This window comes from Corallococcus sp. bb12-1, assembly GCF_026626765.1.
In the GTDB taxonomy this organism is placed as follows: Bacteria; Myxococcota; Myxococcia; order Myxococcales; family Myxococcaceae; genus Corallococcus; species Corallococcus terminator.
In genome coordinates, this window is record NZ_JAPNJZ010000028.1 from 335,138 (window position 1) to 350,161 (window position 15,024).

The 15,024-nt window shown below is 68.6% G+C and carries 13 protein-coding genes; 8 read left to right on the plus strand and 5 right to left on the minus strand.

The features are described from left to right. Nucleotides 1-3: 3 nt before the first annotated feature. Nucleotides 4-504 (minus strand): hypothetical protein, encoded by a 501-nt coding sequence (locus OV208_RS35275; protein ID WP_267578322.1) that lies wholly within the window; start codon nucleotides 502-504, stop codon nucleotides 4-6. Nucleotides 505-656: 152 nt separating this feature from the next. On the opposite strand from OV208_RS35275, the gene OV208_RS35280 reads away from it, so the two are divergent. From OV208_RS35280 to OV208_RS35305, 6 genes are all read left to right on the plus strand, one after another. Further along, entirely contained in the window at nucleotides 657-1,181 is a 525-nt protein-coding gene (locus OV208_RS35280) for a pyridoxamine 5'-phosphate oxidase family protein (protein ID WP_267578323.1), read from the plus strand. Nucleotides 1,182-1,594: 413 nt separating this feature from the next. Beyond that, complete coding sequence (locus OV208_RS35285) at nucleotides 1,595-2,929, plus strand: inositol-3-phosphate synthase (RefSeq protein ID WP_267578324.1); 1,335 nt, start codon at nucleotides 1,595-1,597, stop codon at nucleotides 2,927-2,929. Next, entirely contained in the window at nucleotides 2,907-3,845 is a 939-nt protein-coding gene (locus OV208_RS35290; RefSeq protein WP_267578325.1) for a phosphatase PAP2 family protein, read from the plus strand. The genes OV208_RS35285 and OV208_RS35290 overlap by 23 nt, the downstream gene beginning before the upstream one ends. After that, complete coding sequence (locus OV208_RS35295; protein ID WP_267578326.1) at nucleotides 3,838-5,082, plus strand: GtrA family protein; 1,245 nt, start codon at nucleotides 3,838-3,840, stop codon at nucleotides 5,080-5,082. Before OV208_RS35290 ends, OV208_RS35295 begins: the two co-directional genes overlap by 8 nt. Continuing rightward, the gene (locus tag OV208_RS35300) at nucleotides 5,072-6,067 is read left to right on the plus strand and encodes a hypothetical protein (protein WP_267578327.1); all 996 of its coding nucleotides are present in this window, start codon (nucleotides 5,072-5,074) and stop codon (nucleotides 6,065-6,067) included. The genes OV208_RS35295 and OV208_RS35300 overlap by 11 nt, the downstream gene beginning before the upstream one ends. Nucleotides 6,068-6,084: 17 nt before the next feature. Beyond that, on the plus strand, nucleotides 6,085-6,666 hold the full coding sequence (locus OV208_RS35305; protein ID WP_267578328.1) for a protein-tyrosine phosphatase family protein: 582 nt from the start codon (nucleotides 6,085-6,087) through the stop codon (nucleotides 6,664-6,666). Nucleotides 6,667-6,676: 10 nt separating this feature from the next. Here OV208_RS35305 and OV208_RS35310 read toward each other — a convergent pair whose 3' ends face one another. The 4 genes from OV208_RS35310 to OV208_RS35325 all read right to left on the minus strand — a co-directional run bounded on the left by OV208_RS35310 (nucleotide 6,677) and on the right by OV208_RS35325 (nucleotide 11,140). Then, a complete protein-coding gene (locus OV208_RS35310; RefSeq protein ID WP_267578329.1) occupies nucleotides 6,677-7,300 on the minus strand; it encodes a hypothetical protein in 624 nt (207 codons plus the stop codon). Between the two features lie 106 nt (nucleotides 7,301-7,406). Further along, nucleotides 7,407-7,871, minus strand: a complete 465-nt coding sequence (locus tag OV208_RS35315; protein WP_267578530.1) for an SMI1/KNR4 family protein — start codon at nucleotides 7,869-7,871, stop codon at nucleotides 7,407-7,409. A gap of 13 nt (nucleotides 7,872-7,884) precedes the next feature. Next, complete coding sequence (locus tag OV208_RS35320; RefSeq protein ID WP_267578330.1) at nucleotides 7,885-8,514, minus strand: hypothetical protein; 630 nt, start codon at nucleotides 8,512-8,514, stop codon at nucleotides 7,885-7,887. A gap of 139 nt (nucleotides 8,515-8,653) precedes the next feature. Then, nucleotides 8,654-11,140: an efflux RND transporter permease subunit gene (locus OV208_RS35325; protein ID WP_267578331.1), complete on the minus strand. Its 2,487-nt coding sequence runs from the start codon at nucleotides 11,138-11,140 to the stop codon at nucleotides 8,654-8,656. Between the two features lie 420 nt (nucleotides 11,141-11,560). Here OV208_RS35325 and OV208_RS35330 point away from each other — a divergent pair, with 420 nt between their 5' ends. Next, entirely contained in the window at nucleotides 11,561-14,086 is a 2,526-nt protein-coding gene (locus OV208_RS35330; RefSeq protein ID WP_267578332.1) for an efflux RND transporter permease subunit, read from the plus strand. 48 nt (nucleotides 14,087-14,134) lie between these two features. Next, nucleotides 14,135-14,809: a hypothetical protein gene (locus OV208_RS35335; RefSeq protein ID WP_267578333.1), complete on the plus strand. Its 675-nt coding sequence runs from the start codon at nucleotides 14,135-14,137 to the stop codon at nucleotides 14,807-14,809. Nucleotides 14,810-15,024 lie beyond the last annotated feature (215 nt).

Consider the following 15,024-nt stretch of genomic DNA (forward strand, 5'->3'; position numbering starts at 1 on the left):
GCCCTACGCCGTCAGGTCGGGCGAGGGCGTGTAGTGCAGCTCCCCGCCCGGCTCCAGCACCAGCCCGGTGCCGGGCTCGCCGCCCTCGTCGTCGCGCCCCACCTCCAGCACCTGCTCCTCCGCGTCCCACTGGCCCAGGTAGTACTCACCGCCCGCCGCCATGCAGGCGCGCCCTTCGGACACCAGCGTCTCCACCACTTCCTTCTTGTCGCTGGTCATCCGCAGAAGCGTCCACGTCTTGCCATCCTCGCGGAAGCCCTTCACCAGATCCGCCAGCTCCTCGTCGCGAGGCGTGCCACCGGCCGTCTCCTCGCGCTTCCACGTGCGGGGCTCCTTCGCCGGCTGCGTCTTCTGCCACGCCCGCGCCAGCTCCAGCGTCTTCTGCTGGGCCGCGTCCTGGAGCGCGTGCATCGCGTCCGGCAACTCAATCTCCTCCAACGCCAGGAGCGCCGTCTCCAACTGCAGCGCCTTCAGGCTCCACTCGTTCCACGCGGTCTTCAGCATCCGTGTCGCTCCTGGCCGTCACACCGGCCCTGAAGGGAAGGTGACGTCGCCACGCCCCCTATCACACGCCCGCCTGCCCTGGCGCCGACCAGCCGCGCCGTCGGTGTCCACCGGGTACCCCCTGCCTACCTTGAGCCCCCAGGGAGGCGAGCATGACAACGACACAGAAGGATCCGCAGGACGTGGTGGCGCATCTGGGCAAGCTCATCCACGGCATCAAGGTCGCGATGATGACGACCGTGGACAGCGACGGCAGCCTTCGCAGCCGCCCGATGTGGACCTACGACAAGGACTTCGACGGCGAGCTGTGGTTCTTCACCAACGACCACACCCACAAGGTCGATGAGGTGGAGAAGGACCACCACGTCAGCCTCGCGTACGCCGACCCCGGCAAGGACCGCTACGTGTCCGTCAGCGGACGCTGCCAGTTGGTCCGCGACAAGGCCAAGGCGAAGGAGCTCTGGACCCCTGCCCTCAAGGCCTGGTTCCCCCAGGGGCTGGAGGATCCGAACATGGCCCTGCTGCGCGTCACCGTGGAGAAGGCCGAATACTGGGACACCCCCAACAGCCGCATGGTCCAGCTCGTCGGCTTCGTGAAGGCCGTCCTCACCGGTGAAAAATACCACCCGGGCGACAACCAGAAGCTGGACCGCAACGCCCCCGGCCGCCGCAACTAGCGCCGGCCCACTTCTCCCGACTTCTCAAAATCCCGACATCTGTGTCAGGGAGTGAGTGAAGTCAGGACAGTTCCAGACCCTTGGCACATCCGCCCACCCGACACTCCCGTACAGAGGGAACGTGCCGAGGTGGGCGAGACCTTTGCCCCCCAATCGCTGTTTCTCTGACAGGGCCGTTCGTCCTGGCTTGTGGAGGCAGGCCGGCCCGGGTCATGCACCCGGCCGCCGCCGTGATACGAGCCCGATCAGCCGTCACATCACGTTGAAGTGACGAACGGTTTAGAGTATCAACCATCCGCTTTCGAGATTTTCCACCTTCCGTCCGGCGGTGTGCCGGCGCCGGCTGGAGGGACTGACCTCGGAGACGCTCATTGGGGCGGAGCGATTTCCCGCCTTTTGAAGGAATCAGGACGATGGAGAACAAGAACAAGGTCGCGAAGCCGGAGGGCAAGCTGGCGGTGCTCATCCCGGGCCTCGGCGCGGTGTCCACCACCCTGATGGCGGGTGTGGAGCTTGCGCGGCAGGGCAAGGGCGCCCCCATTGGCTCGCTCACGCAGATGGGCACGGCCCGTCTGGGCAAGCGCACCGACGGCCGGACGGTCAAGCTGAAGGACCTGGTGCCGCTCGCCACGCTGGATGACGTGGTCTTCGGCGCCTGGGACATCATCAGCGAGGACGCCTATCAGGTGGCGCAGCGCTCCGGTGTGCTCAGCGACAAGCACATGGAGCAGGTGAAGCCCTTCCTCCAGGGCATCAAGCCGAAGCCGGGCGTGCATGATCCGGAGTTCGTGCGCCGTATCGCGGCCAACCACATCAAGGCCACGAAGACGCACCGCGAGAGCATCGAGGCCATCCGCCAGGACATCCGGGACTTCAAGAAGGAGCTCAACGCCAAGCGCGCCGTGATGGTGGTGTGCAGCAGCGTGGAGACCTTCCGCCCCATGCCGGAGGCGTTCCAGTCGCTGGCCAACTTCGAGAAGGCGCTGGACTCCAACAGCACCGACGTGAACCCCACGGCGCTGTACACCTACGCGGCCATCAAGGAAGGCGTTCCGTTCGCCAACGCCACCCCCAACGCGAGCGTGGACACGCCCGCGCTGCAGGAGCTGGCGAAGCTGGAGGGCGCGCCCATCGCGGGCCGTGACCTCAAGAGCGGCCAGACGATGATGAAGACCGTCATCGCGCCGGCGCTCAAGGCGCGCATGCTGGGCCTGGAGGGGTGGTTCTCCACCAACATCCTGGGCAACCGCGACGGCGAGGTGCTGGATGATCCGCAGGCCTTCAAGGCGAAGGAAGTGACGAAGTCGAGCGTGCTCGACACCATCCTGCAGCCGGACCTGTACCCGGAGCTGTACAACAAGTACTCGCACAAGGTGTCGATCCACTACTACCCGCCCCGCGGCGACGCGAAGGAGGGTTGGGACAACATCGACATCGTCGGGTGGCTGGGCTACCCGATGCAGATCAAGATCAACTTCCTCTGCCGCGACTCCATCCTGGCGGCGCCGCTGGTCCTGGACATCGCGCTGTTCCTGGACCTGGCCAAGCGGATGGAGTGGCGGGGCATCCAGGAGTGGATGTCCTTCTACTTCAAGAGCCCCATGGCCCACCCGGGTCTGCCGGTGGAGCACGACCTGTTCATCCAGCTGACGAAGCTGAAGAACACGTTGCGCGTCGTCGCGGGCGAAGAGCCCATCACCCACCTCGGGCTTGACTACTACGGGGATGACCTCCCGCTCGCCCGATAAGAACGACTCCGTGTTCAAGTGGCTCGTCACCTTGATGGCGGCGGGCCACTTCGCACTGGTGGTCATCACCGGTCGCGTCCGGTGGGAACACGTCGCGGCGGATCTGCTGCTGGTGGTGCTGGCCTGGGCCGGCGCCGGCCCGCGGCGGTTCCTCCGGGGCGCGTTCCCGCTGTGGCTCACCGGCATGATCCTGGACAGCCAGGGGCTGTGGCTGGGCCTGCGCGGCACCATCCACACCGGTGACCTGTGGAACCTGGAGAAGGCGCTGTTTCCGGCCCCGGGCGGGATGATCTGGCCCGAGTGGTGGTGGAACAACCCCAACACCCCGTTGGACCTCTTGTGCGGCTTCGCCTACGCGGCCTACCTCTACGAGGTCTTCATCGCGGCGCTCCTCTTCTTCTTCTTCAAGAAGGACCGACTCTTCCAATCGCTGTGCTGGGCGTTCTTCGTGGTGAACGCCATTGGCGTCGTCATCTACGTGCTCTACCCGGCGGCCCCGCCCTGGTACGTGCTCAAGTACGGGCCCGGCCCGGCGAACCTGGCGGCCCTGCCCAGCCCCGCGGGCACGGCGCGCTTCGATGCCTTCTTCGGCATCAGCTACTTCGCCAACTTCTACGCGCGAAACCCGAACGTGTTCGGGGCCATGCCGTCGCTGCACGCGGCCTACCCGCTGATGATGGTCCTGGTCCTCTGGTACAAGGGCGTCGCGTGGCGTGTGGGCACCATCTTGTTCGCGCTGCTCGTCGCCTTTTCCGCCGTCTACCTCACGCACCACTACATCCTCGACGTGCTGGCGGGCGGCGTCGCCGCGGTCGTGGCGTTCGTGTTCGTGAGGGCTGTCTTCGCTCGTCGGGACAGGGGTACGCCGGAAGCGGCGTCCGTGTCCCTGCCGTCTGGAGGAAACACCCGTGCATGACAACGTCCTGGCCTTGCTGAGTGGAGACCTGTCCCCCTCGGCGCGCATCTGGACCGCGCTGGCGCCCGCGCTGTTCGCGGTCGCGTATTTCCTCGGCGGACTGCTGCTGTTCTGTATCCGGTGCGCCATCAAGGGCATCCCCCGGGACGCGGAGACGCTGACGCGCGGCAAGTCGATGCTGGTGGGCTTCTTCCTGCGCCACTACTTCTTCTGGGTCATCCAGCCGCTCTGGCGGCTGCTGCTGCGCTCGGGGCTGCCGGCCAACGCGCTGTCCATGCTGTCGGGCCTGCTGGGCGTGTCCTCCGGCGTGGCGGTGGCGGCGGGCCGCTTCGCTCTGGGCGGCTGGCTCTTCCTCATGGCGGGCGTGCTGGACGTGATGGACGGCCGGGTGGCGCGCACCCGCAAGGAAGCCAACCCCGCGGGCGCGGCGCTGGACTCCGTGTTGGATCGCTACGTGGACTCCGCGATGTTGATGGGTCTGGCCTGGTACTACCGGGACACCTGGGTGCTCTTGCCCGCGCTGGGCGCCCTGCTGGGTTCGTCGCTGGTGCCGTACGTGCGCGCCAAGGGAGAAGGCCTGGGCGTGAGCGTGCGTGACGGCGCGATGCAGCGGCTGGAGCGGGTGTTGTTCCTGGGCGTGGGCACGGCGCTGTCGCCCATCCTGGAGGCGCTGTTCTGGCCGACGGAGAAGCACCCCATGCACTGGCTGGCAGTGGTGGGCCTGGTGTTCGTCGCCGTCCTGAGCAACGTCACGGCGGTGTCGCGCTTCCGCACGCTGGTGAAGGCGTTGGCCCCGAAGCGTCCCGTGCAGCCGCGCTCCGGCGTGGCGCTGTTCGGCTTCAACGCGGCGGCGGGCGCCATCGCCACGGCGGTGGACTTCGCCGCGGTGCTGGGCATGGTGGAGTGGGCCGGGCTGTCGCCGGTGCTGGCGACGGTGGTGGGCTGCGTGCTGGGCGGCGTGGTGAACTACTCCATCAACCGGGTCATCACCTTCCGCAGCCACGGCGCGGTGGCGCCGCAGCTGGCGCGCTACACGCTGGTGAGCGGTTCGAGCGCGCTGCTCAACGCGGGCGGCGTGGCGCTGCTCACGCTGCACCCGCAGTTGGCATACACGCTGGGCTGGTGGCTGGTGCGCGGCGTCATCTACTTCGCCTGGAACCTGCCCCTGCAGCGTGACTACGTGTTCAACGACACGTCGTCGGACCCGCTGCTGGAGCAGCGGCCCCATGCGGCGTGAGTCGCGCTCGCGCGTCGGGAGGGCCCTGCGACTGGGCGCCCTGCTGACGCTGCTGCCGGGGGTGGCGGCGGCGGGTGCGCTGGAGGTGGCGTTCAACTCCAGCGACCGGTACGGCGAGAGCTTCACCTTCGTCGCGGACGCGGACGACGGCACCTATGTGACGGTGAACCTGTCGGTGACGAACATCGGCCCGGGGTCGCGCACGGGCATCTGCCGCGCCACGGTGCTGCGCCCGGGCAAGCCCGTGTGGTCCCCGCAGACGCGGGTGGGCGGGAAGGAATGGAGCTACGACGCGGCCACCGACACCCTCAAGGTGGGCACGTGCAGCGCGCGGGTGACGGAAACCGGCCTGTCCGTGGAGGCAGCGCTGGACGGCGGCAAGGTGGCGCTGGAGTACGCGAAGAAGCCGGAGCCGTGGTCGCCGGAGGGCTCCACCATCGAGCTGGGCAAGGACCGCTACCGCCACGAGGTGCTGGTGGGTTCGAGCCCCGTGAAGGTGACGCTCCAGGTGCCCAAGGCGGCGGAGGTGTCGCTGGCGGGCGGCGGGTATGTGGACCACTCGCGCAGCACCATCGCGCCGGCGAAGCTGGCGAAGCGGTGGGTGCGCTTCCGCGCGCTCAAGGGTCCGCAGCACGCGGTGGTGCTGGGGCGCGAGGGCCATGAGGGCGACTACGCCCCCGTGTACGTCTGGGAGGACAAGGGACAGGTCCAGTTGCTGGAGGCGTTCACGCTGGCGAGGACGGGGGAGAAGGAGCGCAGCGCGTGGCGGGCGGAGTTCACCGACCGCGAGGGCCGGCCGGCCCTGACGGTGCGCAGCAAGGCCCTGTTGCAGCGCAGCGCGCCGGTGGAGTCGCTGGGCGTGCTGAGCGGGCTGGTGAAGCCGATGGTGGGCTCGCCGGTGACGTACCTGCACCGCGCGGTGCTGGAGCGCGTGGGCAAGGCGCCGGTCGAAGGCCTGATGGAAGTCACACTGGAAGGCGAGTAGCCGGAGGCGAAGGGTCCGTGAGCGAGTCGTTGCTTCGGTCGGTGCATCACGTCCCCGGCGTCCGCGGGTTCGTGCGCAAGCAGGTGTTGAGGGTGGTGGCGCGCGGGGTGGAGTGGACCACCAAGCTGCCCGGCAAGCGCGCCCTCAACGTGTCCCGTGTGAACGAGTGGCTGCACGTGGGCGGCGGCGTGTCCCGCGCGCGCTACGGCGAGCTGAAGGCCCGGGGCATCACGGCGGTCATCGACCTGCGCGCGGAGCGCTGTGACGACCGCGAGGCGCTGGCGGCGCTGGGCATCGAGCTGCTGCACCTGCCGGTGACGGACCGCTTCCCGCCGTCGGTGGAGCAGTTGTCGCAGGGCGTGCGGTGGGCGCTGCCCCGGCTGGACTCCGGCGGCGTGCTGTACGCGCACTGTGAGCACGGCGTGGGCCGGGGGCCGCTGATGGGCCTGGCGGTGATGGTGGCGCGCGGCTGGGATGCGCCGGAGGCGTACCGGGCGGTGCGCCACGCGCGGTGGCAGGCGACGCTCAACGACCGGCAGTTGCGGGGACTCGCGGACTTCGTGGCCGCGTGGACGGGCGTGCCGGAGAAGGCCGCTTGAGAAGCGCGGGCTACTTCGCGTCCTCTTCGTAAAGCGGGAGGAAGTGCGAGCTCGCGATGGACGCGCCCCAGCAGCACTCGGGCTCCCCTTCCTCTCCGCTGGGCAGCGTCGTGTGGAGCGGAGCGCCCGCCTTCACGACGTCGAAGTAGAAGAGGTTTTCCGGAAGGATGACGAACGCGCGGTCCGCCTTGCGCGTGCGCAGGGTGAGCTTCGTCAGCTTCGGATCCGACAGGTTCGCGGCCCCCTTCGGGAAGAAGACTGCCTGATGAGGCTCTGTGGGTGGCTCCTGGGGCTGGTCCTTCAGGTTGCAGTGGTTCTCCTCTTGAGACCACACGTCGACGTCCTGCACACGGCATCCGCCATCCCCTGAGAAGCGGAACAGGGCCTTCACGGTCGTGCGGTAGCAGTCCCCTGCGCCGCAGTCGGCGGCGTGCGCATCCAACACCACCGACAGGCGCACCTGGCCATCCGGGAGCGCCTCTACCATCCCCAGCCGCGCATAGCGTTGGAACAGGGGCGCGCTTGCGCAGGACACGGCGGCCTTGGGTTTCGGAGGTGAGACGGGCTTCTTCGGCTCCTCCGCCATCGCGTTCGGGCAGCAGAGGGACAGGAGGACCGCAAGGCGACGTGTCATGGACATGGACCCATGACATAGCAAACACCGTACCCACGCCCGTGTGGCTCCACGCCCGCGCGACGGGATGGCGCGCACCCTCGTCGTGAAGGCGCGTTGAGGCCCATCACTCCTCGGTCTTGAGCCAGAACCAGCGCCGCTCGGAGCGGAGTGCTCCGGAAAGGAACTCAGAGAACGAGGCGGCAATCTGGGTGCAGTAGTAGGGGTCCGGGAACCCCTCCCGATAGCCATCGATGATGGGGTACCGACCGCAGTGCGGAGGGGCCACGTCCACGAGGATGTAGTTGCTGTCCTGGAGTGCGCACGCGACGTACCACGACGCGGGTCCGGACTTGTCGCTGTCGTCCTGGCGCATGACCACCCGTGCGCGGCGAATCATCGACAGTGGAAGGAAGTGGAAGTCCGGGTCGATGCGGTCAAACAAATTCGCGCCGTCGCAGTGCAGGTAGAACGCGCGCATGTCCGGGTCCAGGCGCCATCCTGTCCAAGCCTCGAACTCCTCGATGTGAGCGGGCGTCGCAGGCGGATTGGGGAAGTGGCACCGCGACACCTCTTCCAGCAATTCGGTCATCGTCGTCATGTCGCTACTCTCCGTAAGGGTAGCTTCCCCCGGTGCCCGTCCACGGGGGCTCATTCGCGTAGCACTGGTTGTAGAGTCCCCCCAGCGTCTCGTGGAGTTCCTTGGGGTACGGGATGATGTTGTCCCAGTCGGTAGGGTTGCCTCCGTGCTTGAGGTCGCGGAGGTGGTGCCCCTGGTACGGAGACCCGTCGGCCTCGCGGGGCCACTCCCCGAACTTCTCCGCCCACCGCTCCCGGAACCCATCGCGGATGTTCTTCCACTTCCCGCGCGCTACGTCGTTCTGGGCCTTGCTCAACGTCGGGTAGTTGCAGCAGCAGTTCGTCATGCCGAACCGGCTTCCGGCCCGCACGATGTCCCCCGTGAAGTCCATCTTCACGTCAGCGAGCCAGATGCAGCCTTGGAGGACGTACCCCTCCCCTGCGCACTTGTCGCGGCAGTAGTTCATGATGTGGGGGCTGCACTGCCAGGGACCGTAGTGGATGACCGTGCGGAAGTTTCCGCCGCCAGGGACCCGGACCTCGGGCCCCACCCACTTCCGGAGGCCGCCCGCGGTGGTCGTCATCGCGCCCTCGGCGCACGCGGTGAGGAGGGCAAACAGGGACAGCAGGGAGTACAGCTTCGGGGTGGTTTTCATGGGGGCGCGCACCCTACTGGGCAGCACCCTGTTCCGAGCGTTTTCTGCCGGAGCCTCCACCACCACGCGCCCACGGCTGACCCACAATGAAAAAGGCCCCGGCGCGGACGCCAGGGCCTTCTCACACCTTCACCGCGCTTCAGCTCTCCGGCGCGGGATGCGGGGTTTCGGCACCCGTCGGCGCGGTCGGCGTGGCGCCGTGCTTGTTGCGCCAGCGGTCCACCAGCAGCAGCAGCGCCGGGAAGCCCACCAGCACGACGACCATGTTCACCGCGAAGCCCAGGTTGGCCAGGTCGCCAATGGAGTTCAGGCCCGGGTGCTTGGCGAACACCAGCGCCAGGAAGCCAATCGCGCTCGTGAGCAGACCGCCCGTGATGGCGCGCCCCGTCTCCGCGTACACCGTGACGAAGTCCGCGCCCGGCTCACCCAACCGTTCAATCAGATGCACGCCCGCGTCCACCGTCGTCCCGATGAGCACCGGGATGACCACGATGTTCAGGTAGTTGAACTGCAACCCCAGGATGGACATCAGGCCCACCAGCGCCGCGATGGTCAGCAGCGTGGGCAGCATGCAGATGACCGCGTTGCGCAGGCTGCCCAGCGTCATCCACATCGCGAAGAACACGCTGAGCACCGCGGCCACCAGGATGCGCGGGCTCTCCTTCGCCACCATGTCCAGGATGTCCGCCAGGATGAGCGCCTCGCCCGCCGCGGACACCTGGCTGCCGTCCGACAACTGGAGGTTGCGCACCTCCTTGGTGAAGCGCCGCGTGCCCACGCCGTCCGACAAGCTCACGTTCGCGTAGACCAGCACCACGCCGCCCTTCTGGCCGGCCGCGGGCTCGAACTGGCGTCGCAGGCTCACGGGCAGTTGCTCGCGCGTGAAGGGCTCCGCCTGCGTCATGCGCACCGCGCGCACCAGGTTGTCGCGCGTGTCCTTGGCCACCTTCTCCGGGTCGATGCGCGAAAGCTTCTTGTGGATGGACTGGAGCAGCGCGTGCTTCTCCTCCTGCTGCGTGGGCACCAGGTCCTCCAGCGCGCCCACGAAGTCGATGGTGGAGTCCTTGCCGTACTGCTCCTTGCGCGCCTGGAGCTGGGTCACCACCTCGCGCTCCTGGCCCTCCTTGTCCGTCAACACCACCACCGGCGTCGCCGAATACCCGAGGATGTGGTCGATGCGGCGATCCAACCGCACGCTCGGCAACGACACGTCATCCAGCTTCGTGGAGTCGTAGTTGAACGTCACCCCGTACGCCTGGCTGATGAGCGCCACCAGCGCCACGCCCAGCACCACCGACACCGCGCGGTAGCGACGCGGCAGGAAGCGCGCCAGCACCGCCATGGGCCCCGACTGCGCCTGGTGCAGGCGCGGCGTCCAGCCCCACTTCGACACCAACCCCAGCATCGCCGGGAGGATGAGCAGGTACGAGCCCACGCTCACCAGCATGCCCACCGCCGCGATGACGCCGAACTCGTGGAACGCTCGGAACTCCGACAGCGACAGGCTCAGGAACGTGAGCGCCGCCACCAACGCGGAGATGAGCGCGGAGAAGCCCGTGTGGCTGAACGCCTCCCGCACCGCCTCCTCCGACGTCATGCCCTCCGAGCGCAACGTGCTCCAGCGCCCCAGCAGGTGGATTCCGTGCTCCACGCCCAGGCCTCCCAGCACCGCGGCGAGGAAGCCCGTCAGCAGATTGACCTGCCCGTACGCCACGCCCACGAAGCCGTAGGTCCACATCAGGCCCGCGGCCACCGGCGCCATGGTGAGGCCCACCGACAGCGCGCTGCGGAAGTGGAACGCCAGGTAGGCCAGCAGCAACACGATGGCCAGCGACGACGCGCGCGCCAGGTCACCGGTGATGACGCCCTGCTGGTCGATCTTCTTCTTGAACGTGCCGGTGAGCTCCGTGCGGAAGCCGGGCCCGTACTTCGACAGGTCCTGCTGCGACAGGTAGTCCTGCACCTGCGCGATGACCTTCTTGGAGTAGCCCAGGTCCGCGGAGCTGCCCTTCGCCTTGAGCAGCATCACCACCATGCGCTCCTGCGGATCCAGGTAGTACAGCTCCCCCTGGCCCGACAGGCGCTGGTTGGCGCCACCCGTGTACTTCTGCTCGATGTCGGTGAAGTCCAGCGACGGGGGCGGCGCCTCCTCCAGCCGCACGAAGAGCGGGTTGGCCTGCTCCTTCTCCCACGCGAAGCGCGCGTCGATGCGCTCCTGGATGATTCTCAGGTCCGGCAGGTCCACGTAGTACAGCGCGTGCTGGTCGAAGAACTGGCTGGGCCGCTGGTAGTTGACGAAGCGGATCTCCGACAGGCCTCCCAGCTTCGGCGCCATGTCATCCACGAACTGCTTGAGCTGCTCCGGCTCCGCGCCAATGCCGGCCACCACCACGTTGCCCATGCCGCCAAAGCGGGTGCGCAGCTTCTCCAGGTCCTGCACGGACTGGAACGAACGGGGCAGCAGGTTCGACAGGTCCGCGTTGAGCGACAGGTCGCGCGCGAAGAAGGTGCCCAGGCCCGTCAGCACCAGCGTCACGAACAGCGCCACCCAGGGTCGTCGGTGGCCACGGGCCGCCAGGGAGCCCATCGCCGCCTCGAACCGTTCGGACCAACGCATCTCGCTCATGGATGTGACTTCCTCATCGTGAGCCCGGCCAAACCGGGCCGCTCACGCGTATATGCCCCGGACCCGCGTGCGTCCAGGCGCAGTCCCGGGGGCCTTCCCGGCCGCATGCTTCCGCCGGGAAGAAGCGCCGCTGAAACAAACACGCAGGTATGCAGCCCCGGCGGGCGGCCCGCCAGTGGATCAACCTCTCCCGTGTACGTCGGGCGCGCACGTCAGGGCGTCACCTGCCCCGCCCCGCGCCGGGTTTCGGGCGGCCGGGCGAGCCCGGCCCTCGCGCCGACGTGCCAGCGGTCCGTGGCATGGCCAGCTTTTGCTGCGACACGGGTCCCTGCCAGGAAGCAGGCGCCCCATGGAGGGGATGCCGCCGCGTGAACCTCGGGCCGGCCGGTGCCGGGACTCCAGGCACGGGCGCCCACGGTGATGGCCTCGGACCCTGATTCGTTCGCCGAACGCTCGTGGATGCACCGGGTGGAGCGCTCGTTGGGTGCGCTCGCCGCGCACAACCACCGCCGCCCCGTCGTCGCCCTGCTCTGCGCCCTGCTCCTCTCCGGCGTGGGCCTGCTGTGCGCCCGGAACCTGACCCTCAACGCGAACCTGGCGGACCTGCTGCCCGACTCCTTCAAGAGCGTGCAGGCCATCAAGACCCAGGAGGAGCGCTACGGGGCCCTGGGGTGGGTGGTGGTGGTCGGCGACGACGCGGACCCCGAACAGCTCCAGCGGTTCGCGAAGGACCTGGCGCCGAAGCTGGAAGCCCTGCCGGGCATCCGGTACGTGGAAATCACCCGCCCCAGCCTCTTCTTCCGCGACCATGCGCTCTACTTTTTGTCGCCAGAAGATTTGAAGGAGGTGGAGCGCCGCATCGAGGCGCGCCTCACCTGGGAGCGGCTGCACGCCAACCCGCTCTTCGTGTCGCTGGAGGATGACCCGGCCCCCTCGCTGGACTTCTCCGACCTGGAGAAGAAGTACGGCGGCAACGCGGTGACGCGCCTGTCCAACAACCCGAGCGAATTCTACCTGGACCCCGCCGAGCGCCGCGTGGTGGTGCTGGCCAAGCCCGAGACGTCGTCCTCGGACCTGACGTTCTCGCGGAAGATCGTCGACGAGGTGCAGGGCGTGGTGAAGCAGCAGGACCTGTCGAAGTACGGGCCCGGCTTCCACACGGAGATCACCGGCACGTTCCAGAAGAAGTTGGATCTCCAGTCGCAGATCACCCGCGACGTGGCGGTGGCCTCCTCGGTGGCCGGGGTGCTGGTGCTGCTGTACCTGTTCCTGCACTTCCGCAGCATGCTCGCGGTGGGGATGGTGCTGGCGCCGGTGGGGGCGGGCCTCGCGTGGACGTATGGCCTGGTGGGCGTGGCGTATGGCCAGGTGAACATCCTGACCGCGTTCCTGGGCGCCATCCTGGGCGGCCTGGGCGTGGAGCACGGCATCCACCTGCTGGGCCGGTACCTGAGCCTGCGCGGAGAGGGGATGGCTTCCGAGCAGGCCACGCGCGAGTCCTTCACGCACACGGGCGGCGCGGCGCTGGTGTCCGCGCTGGTGGCGGCGCTCACGTTCTTCGTGCTGGGCACCTCCGGCCTCCGGGCGTTCCGCGAGTTCGGCGTCATCGCGGGCGTGGGCATGCTGGTGATCATCCTGGCCTACGTGCTGGTGCTGCCGGCGGTGCTGGGGCTCGTGGCGCGTCACGGCTGGAGTCCGCGAAGGACCTCCACCGAGACGAAGGAGGCGCCGCTGGGCCGCATCATCACGCGGCGCCGCTGGGTGCTCACGGCGGTGTCCGCGCTCATCGTCGTGGGGCTGCTCACGCAGATGCCGCGCGTGCGGTTCGACTACAAGGTGTCGTCGCTGGAGGATGACAACCTGCCTTCGTTCGTCCTGGACCGCGCCGTCAACCAGCTCATCGGCTATACGCAGATGCCCCTGGTGGTGCTGACCGACTCCCGCGAGGAAGAGGCGGTGGTCGTCAAGGAGCTCCAGGCGCGCAAGCAGCAACTGGGCGCGGACTCCAAGGTGGACTTCGTCGCGTCGCTCGAAAGCCTAGTGCCCGGGGAGCAGGCCCGGAAGCAGGTCATCATGAGGGACATCGGGAAGCTGTTGGAGGGCGTGCCCGAGGGACAGCTCACCGCCCCGCAGCGCGAAGAGCTGGCGGAGCTGCGCCGGCAGGTGCGAGCCGCGCCGTTCTCCGTGGCGGACCTGCCGGCGGGCGTGCGCCAGCAGTTCGAGGGACGCGGGGAGAAGGGCACGGGCTTCGTGGTGGTGTATCCGTCCGTGGACCAGTCCGACGGACAGGCCATGCGCAAGCTGGCGAAGGAGGTGCGCGGGGTGGCACTGCCGGATGGACGGCCCGCGGTGGTGGCCGGCGAATCGCTGGTGCTCGCGGACATCCTGGACCTGGTGTCACACGAAGCGCCGTTCATCCTGCTGGGGTCGACGCTCGCGGTGCTGCTCGCGATGTGGCTCACATTGGGCGGACTGCGCACCGCGCTCTTGTGCTTGATGCCCACCGTGGTGTCGGTGTTCGCGCTGCTGGGGTTGATGCCGCTCATGAAGCTGGAGTTCAACTACCTCAACATCCTCGTCATCCCGGTGCTCATCGGGACGACGGTGGATGCGGGCGTGCACCTCATCACCCGGCTGGCGTCACCGGAGAGCGACTTCGTGCGGGTGTACTCGGAGACGGGCAAGGCCATCTGTGGCGGCCTGCTCACGAGCGCGGTGGGCTTTGGCGCGCTGTTCCTCGCGGACCACCCGGGCCTGAACTCCATTGGCGCCCTGGCGAACCTGGGCTTCGGCATGAACCTGCTCGTCATGCTGGTGACCTTCCCGGCCCTGCTGCTGGTGCTCTCCGAACGCAAGCGGCGCCGCCGGGCGGTTCCGTCGCGCCCCCGGGGTGAGCACCTCGTGGATGATGGGCAGGGTCCTCACCGGCCCACGCCCGCCAGTTGATGGCCGAGGCGTCGTCCGCCCGGCCGCGCACGCGAAAGGAGCGGGACGATGTCTCAGCAATGGATCTGGATGGGCCTCGCGGCCGGAACGCTGGCGCTCGGCTGCGCCCGCGACACCACCGAGTCCCCCGTCCTGCTCGCGCAGGTGGACCCCAACTCCGCGGGCGCCATCACCAGCGGGCAACCGAATCCGGGGGCTCCGGCGGGAACCATGCCGGCCGCTCCGGCCGGGAGCGTCACGGACCCCGTCTCCGCCAGGACCTACGGCGACCCGGGGACCGACACGGGCGGCAGTGGCAGTGGCGCGGTGCTGCCGCAGCCTTACACCGCGCCGTCGTCCATCACCGGCGCCGCACCTGACAGCGTCACCGGCACCGCACCGGACAGCGTCACTGGCACCGCGCCGGGCAGCGTCACTGGCGCCGCACCGGGCAGCGTCACTGGCTCCGGCGCCGTGCTGCCCCCCAACACGGGCAGCCTGCCAGCCCCTGGCACGGGCAGCACCGTCAGCGGTTCGGGCGCGGTGCTCTCGCCCAACACCGGCAGCACAGCCGCGCCGGGTGCGGGCAATACCGTCAGCGGAAGTGGCGCGGTGCTGCCGCCCAGCACGGGCATCACCGCCCCGGGGGCGGGCACCACGCTCTCGCCGGACACCAACACGTCCAGCAACTCCGTGACGGCGCCAGGCGGCGGCTCCGTGCTTGATGGAGGTGTGGGGCGCTAGGGCCTTCCCATTCCCATGGAAGTGCCCCGGCGCATCGGACGGCGGTCCTCCGGCCGCGCCGTGCGATGGACAGTCGCGCGGATGCAACCGCGCAAACCTGCCTGCCAGTGCCGTTCCCCCAGCAGGCAGGCGGAGAAGCTCCCCCTGCACACACCTCCGGGCCTGCTCACTTTCGGTCCAGCAGGCAGTCGGGACCTTTCAAACAAGCAGTCTGA

What these genes read in the sequence shown, in the direction of transcription:
- OV208_RS35275 (WP_267578322.1), bottom strand. Translation starts at nt 504, where the DNA reads ATGCTGAAGACCGCGTGGAACGAGTGGAGCCTGAAGGCGCTGCAGTTG.
- OV208_RS35280 (WP_267578323.1), top strand. Translation starts at nt 657, where the DNA reads ATGACAACGACACAGAAGGATCCGCAGGACGTGGTGGCGCATCTGGGC.
- OV208_RS35285 (WP_267578324.1), top strand. Translation starts at nt 1,595, where the DNA reads ATGGAGAACAAGAACAAGGTCGCGAAGCCGGAGGGCAAGCTGGCGGTG.
- OV208_RS35290 (WP_267578325.1), top strand. Translation starts at nt 2,907, where the DNA reads ATGACCTCCCGCTCGCCCGATAAGAACGACTCCGTGTTCAAGTGGCTC.
- OV208_RS35300 (WP_267578327.1), top strand. Translation starts at nt 5,072, where the DNA reads ATGCGGCGTGAGTCGCGCTCGCGCGTCGGGAGGGCCCTGCGACTGGGC.
- OV208_RS35310 (WP_267578329.1), bottom strand. Translation starts at nt 7,300, where the DNA reads ATGACACGTCGCCTTGCGGTCCTCCTGTCCCTCTGCTGCCCGAACGCG.
- OV208_RS35315 (WP_267578530.1), bottom strand. Translation starts at nt 7,871, where the DNA reads ATGACCGAATTGCTGGAAGAGGTGTCGCGGTGCCACTTCCCCAATCCG.
- OV208_RS35320 (WP_267578330.1), bottom strand. Translation starts at nt 8,514, where the DNA reads ATGAAAACCACCCCGAAGCTGTACTCCCTGCTGTCCCTGTTTGCCCTC.
- OV208_RS35325 (WP_267578331.1), bottom strand. Translation starts at nt 11,140, where the DNA reads ATGAGCGAGATGCGTTGGTCCGAACGGTTCGAGGCGGCGATGGGCTCC.
- OV208_RS35330 (WP_267578332.1), top strand. Translation starts at nt 11,561, where the DNA reads ATGGCCTCGGACCCTGATTCGTTCGCCGAACGCTCGTGGATGCACCGG.
- OV208_RS35335 (WP_267578333.1), top strand. Translation starts at nt 14,135, where the DNA reads ATGTCTCAGCAATGGATCTGGATGGGCCTCGCGGCCGGAACGCTGGCG.